The following is a 3744-nucleotide window of genomic DNA, read 5'->3' on the forward strand; positions in this document are numbered from 1 at the left end:
GTCAAGTAGTAGACTGGTTATCAGCACTCGGCGCGAATATCTCTGCTTCGTGTAACTGCTCCCGTGATTCGCCAATACTCACCTGAGCTGCATCGATAGCATCGGCATGCACATCCCAAGTCCAGATCTAGGCGCTGCTCCGATGAGACAGTGTCGCGACAAGCAGATCGGCCTGAGCAGGCGTTACAGCAGCTATTGTTGCAGTTTGCGCTCTTCGAGTGCAGAATATGCAGACAGGCGAAAGGGTGCTGACGTGGATCGACGTGAAGTTGGTGGTCGATTGATCTACCTTCCGGCCGATAGTTCCGCATCCTCCGAAGCCTTCCTCGACGATGTCCTCGTCGGCTGGCGACGCGCGCAGATCACCCAGAATTTCCGTGCGAGTACCGCCGACCGGCGAATCAAACTGATCCATCGCATGGTCGACTTCGTGGGATCCCCACCGTGGCAATGGTCCCCGCACGATGCCGATGAGTTCTTCGCTCATCTGCGTGGGGTACGCAATCTCTCTCACGCCACGATTCGGGCTTATCAGTCCGACGTCCGGCTGTTCTTGGAGTACGCGACCAACCCCGTCTACGAGTGGAACGAGAATTGCGGGCGGCTGTTCGGGACCGTGTTCTCGCAGGTGATCACCGAATTTAACCGAGCCACTCATGTGCAACCCAACGACACCCAGGACAAGCGGCGCCCGTTCACCAAGGCGGAGCTACAGCAGTTCTTCGACCTCGCCGATCTCGAACCGGAACGAATCCTCAACTCGGGACGTAAAGGCGCACTTGCTGCGTGGCGCGATGCGGTGGCGTTCAAGGTCTTGTACGGATGGGGACTGCGGGCCGGCGAAGGGCGACAGCTGCAACTGGTCGACTGCTCACGAAACGCCCGTGCCCCTGGTTTCGGTGAATGGGGACTGCTACGTATCAGGCACGGAAAAGCGATGCGCGGTTCACCCGCCAAACAACGCACAGTCCTGACCGTGTTCGACTGGGCTGCAGAGGCGCTCGAGCACTGGGTCAACTACGGCCTACCCCGTTACGGACAGCCGCTCGCCGACCTGTTCCCCACCGATCGCGGAGGTGTTGTCGCCGGCAGAGACCTGTGGAAGCGGATGCGAAACCTGGTGGACGAGCTCGGCTTCCCGCCGGGCTTGGACCTGCACTCGCTCCGACGCGCGTATGCAACTCATCTACAGACCGAGTACGGATACGACTTGAGCTTCGTGCAAATGCAGCTCGGCCACGAACACGCCGCAACGACCTCCATCTATACGATCGCCTCCCCCGACTACCGGGCACGCCATCTGGAACACGTGTTGTCGAACACGCTGCGTCGCAGCGTCGGTGAACGAGATGGTGCGAGAGGAAAGGCAGACGATGAAACGTGAAATACAGTATCGCTGGCGGGTGCGTGAACACATGGCACGCGTTGGAATGAAGAACAGTCGTGACCTCGTGGAACCGTTGCGGGACAGAGGAATTACCCTGTCCGAATCTCAGATCTACAGGATCGTCGGGCAGGAACCCGAGCGCATCGCGTTCAGTGTTCTCGTTGCCCTCTGCGATATCTTCGGCATCGAAGCCGGCGACCTCGTGACCTACACCGCGACAGACGCGAGTCGTCGACGAGACAAGCGTGCAGTGAACTCGACCCGGGACGTTCCTCTCCTTGACGCGTACAGACCAGTCAGGGCGCGAATCACCGACGACGATGCCTGACCGGCCACGAGGCCGACCGCGTACGGTCGGCGGATCGAAGGTGTGCGATCGCTGCACTATCGCTGTTTCCCGGCACCGGGTCCGATGGCCCAACGAATCGCTCTGCGGTGCGTGCTTCACCGCTGCAGTGCGCACCTACGGCCGCTGCGCACTGTGCGGCATCGAACGCATGACACCCGGGCTATCACCCGCCCGGCAGTCGATCTGCCGGGAATGCGCAGGCATCACCACTGCCCTCGACTGCACGAACTGCGGCCGCGAGGCCGAGCGCCTACGTGGTGGACATTGCGCACGATGCGTCGTCACCGCAGACCTCACCGCGGCTCTACGACCGCACGATCCCCCAGACCTCCGACTCAAACGGCTCGTCGCAGAACTGGCGAAGGTGTCACGTCCGGAGAGCATCGTTACCTGGATGCGAGGCAAATCGGCTGCCGAGCTGCTGCAGAAGATCGGTGACCGTGAGCTGATGCTCTCGCACAGTGCCTTCGACGAGCTACCCCCTGGCCGACACGTCGAACACCTTCGAGAAATGCTGGTGGACCTTCACATCCTGCCCGACCGCGGTAATCCTCGACTCGCCCGGTTCCAGACGTGGCTCGAGAACCGGCTCGACACACTCGCAGACCGACCAGATGTTCGCACCGCTCTCGAACAATTTGCCCGATGGCATCACCTTCGCCGCATCCACGGAAACCGAATCCGCAACATGGACAACGCAACTCGAACCGCGAAGCAAGAGATCACCGAAGCCGGGAAGTTCCTGATCTGGCTGAGCGAGAACCATCACGTCACTGTCGACGCACTGACTCAGGCCCACGTCGACGAGTACTTCTCCACTGGGACCACCACCCGAATGGCAGCACGCAACTTTCTCCAATGGCGAGCCAAAACAGGGATCGGCAAGCGCTACCACCTGAAATACCGCGAGGCTCGGCAAACACCACTCGCCTCATCCCACGAACGCTTTACACTGATTCGAACAGTCCTCGAGTCGGAGGCAGTGGTGCTCAACAACCGGATCGCTGCACTGATGCTTCTTCTGTATGCGCTGCCGGTCCGCCGGATCGCCGAAATGCGCACGGAGCAAGTAGAAGTCACACCAACGGGAATCAGCCTCCACCTCGGTGAACATCCTGCGCCAGTGCCCGAACCGCTACTCCCCCTCTTCCATGAATACTTGACCTCACGCGCCAACCAGCGCACCACCAACAATCAATCCCCGTGGCTGTTCCCAGGAACACGGGCCGGGCATCACATCACCGAGCAGACCCTTCTGAATACACTCAGACAGGTCTTCGGCATCAAAATCCTCGCGATTCGCAACGCAGCGCTGCACGACCTGACCAAAGAACTCGACGCCGCAACGCTCGCCGACCTACTCGGATACAGCAACAAGGTGATGAACATTCACGCCGCTCGCTCGGGCGTCCCGATGGGCAGCTATCCGGCGATTGGATCACGCACGACGTGACTACCCGCCCTTTTTGAGGTCATTCAAGACTTCTATCCACGCAGTCGGCCCCGAAGCCTATCCACGGCATTCGCACTACCTCTGAGATTGCGTACGCCCTATGCAGACTTCATACGATGCATTGGCGGGACTCGGCTGCGAGATCGTCGTCGTGCCGTTGTCAGAGCCATTCCTGCAGCAACCTGGGATCACAGGAGCGGATCGCGCCGTCAACCGGAATTGACAAGCGGCCGATGTCAATTTACATTGACACCATGACCGAAGCCACAACACTCGCCGCAGCCGCCAGCAGCCCTGATCCTGCCGAAGGGCTTCGCGCAGTGCTAGCACTGCGTCGACTGCTCGAGCGTCTCGAAGCAGTCCAAGTTCGCAATGCCCGCAACCAGGGTTGGCCCTGGCAATTGATTGCGGACTCGCTCGAAGTCAGCAGACAGGCCGTGCACAAGAAGCACGGCGGACAAGGGAGGTAGATGATGTTCGAGAAGTTCACCGCAGCAGCTCGACTCACCGTGATCGGTGCGCAGGATGTCGCCCGCGAACTGCAATCGTCGCGTA

At 60.3% G+C, this 3744-nt stretch carries 5 protein-coding genes; 4 read left to right on the plus strand and 1 reads right to left on the minus strand.

All coding sequences use genetic code 11. From position 1 onward, the window contains the following. Positions 1-253 precede the first annotated feature (253 nt). Positions 254-1384, plus strand: a complete 1131-nt coding sequence (locus ABZ677_RS27700) for a site-specific integrase (RefSeq protein ID WP_358375281.1) — start codon at positions 254-256, stop codon at positions 1382-1384. After that, on the plus strand, positions 1350-1715 hold the full coding sequence (locus tag ABZ677_RS27705; protein ID WP_358375286.1) for a helix-turn-helix transcriptional regulator: 366 nt from the start codon (positions 1350-1352) through the stop codon (positions 1713-1715). Before ABZ677_RS27700 ends, ABZ677_RS27705 begins: the two co-directional genes overlap by 35 nt. Positions 1716-2211: 496 nt before the next feature. On the opposite strand, the gene ABZ677_RS27710 is transcribed toward ABZ677_RS27705, so the two are convergent. Continuing rightward, the gene (locus ABZ677_RS27710) at positions 2212-2406 is read right to left on the minus strand and encodes a hypothetical protein (protein ID WP_156516283.1); all 195 of its coding nucleotides are present in this window, start codon (positions 2404-2406) and stop codon (positions 2212-2214) included. Positions 2407-2424: 18 nt separating this feature from the next. Here ABZ677_RS27710 and ABZ677_RS27715 point away from each other — a divergent pair, with 18 nt between their 5' ends. Both ABZ677_RS27715 and ABZ677_RS27720 read left to right on the plus strand, forming a co-directional pair. Next, a complete protein-coding gene (locus ABZ677_RS27715) occupies positions 2425-3189 on the plus strand; it encodes a hypothetical protein (RefSeq protein WP_156516282.1) in 765 nt (254 codons plus the stop codon). A 254-nt stretch (positions 3190-3443) separates the two neighbouring features. Beyond that, entirely contained in the window at positions 3444-3659 is a 216-nt protein-coding gene (locus tag ABZ677_RS27720; protein WP_068051821.1) for a hypothetical protein, read from the plus strand. The last annotated feature ends 85 nt before the right edge of the window (positions 3660-3744 follow it).

The sequence above is a fragment of the Rhodococcus sp. NPDC006774 genome (assembly GCF_040636045.1).
Classification (GTDB): Bacteria; Actinomycetota; Actinomycetes; order Mycobacteriales; family Mycobacteriaceae; genus Rhodococcoides.

Coding starts and splice junctions, on each gene's coding strand:
- ABZ677_RS27705 (WP_358375286.1), top strand. CDS start 1,350: ATGGTGCGAGAGGAAAGGCAGACGATGAAACGTGAAATACAGTATCGC.
- ABZ677_RS27715 (WP_156516282.1), top strand. CDS start 2,425: ATGGACAACGCAACTCGAACCGCGAAGCAAGAGATCACCGAAGCCGGG.
- ABZ677_RS27720 (WP_068051821.1), top strand. CDS start 3,444: ATGACCGAAGCCACAACACTCGCCGCAGCCGCCAGCAGCCCTGATCCT.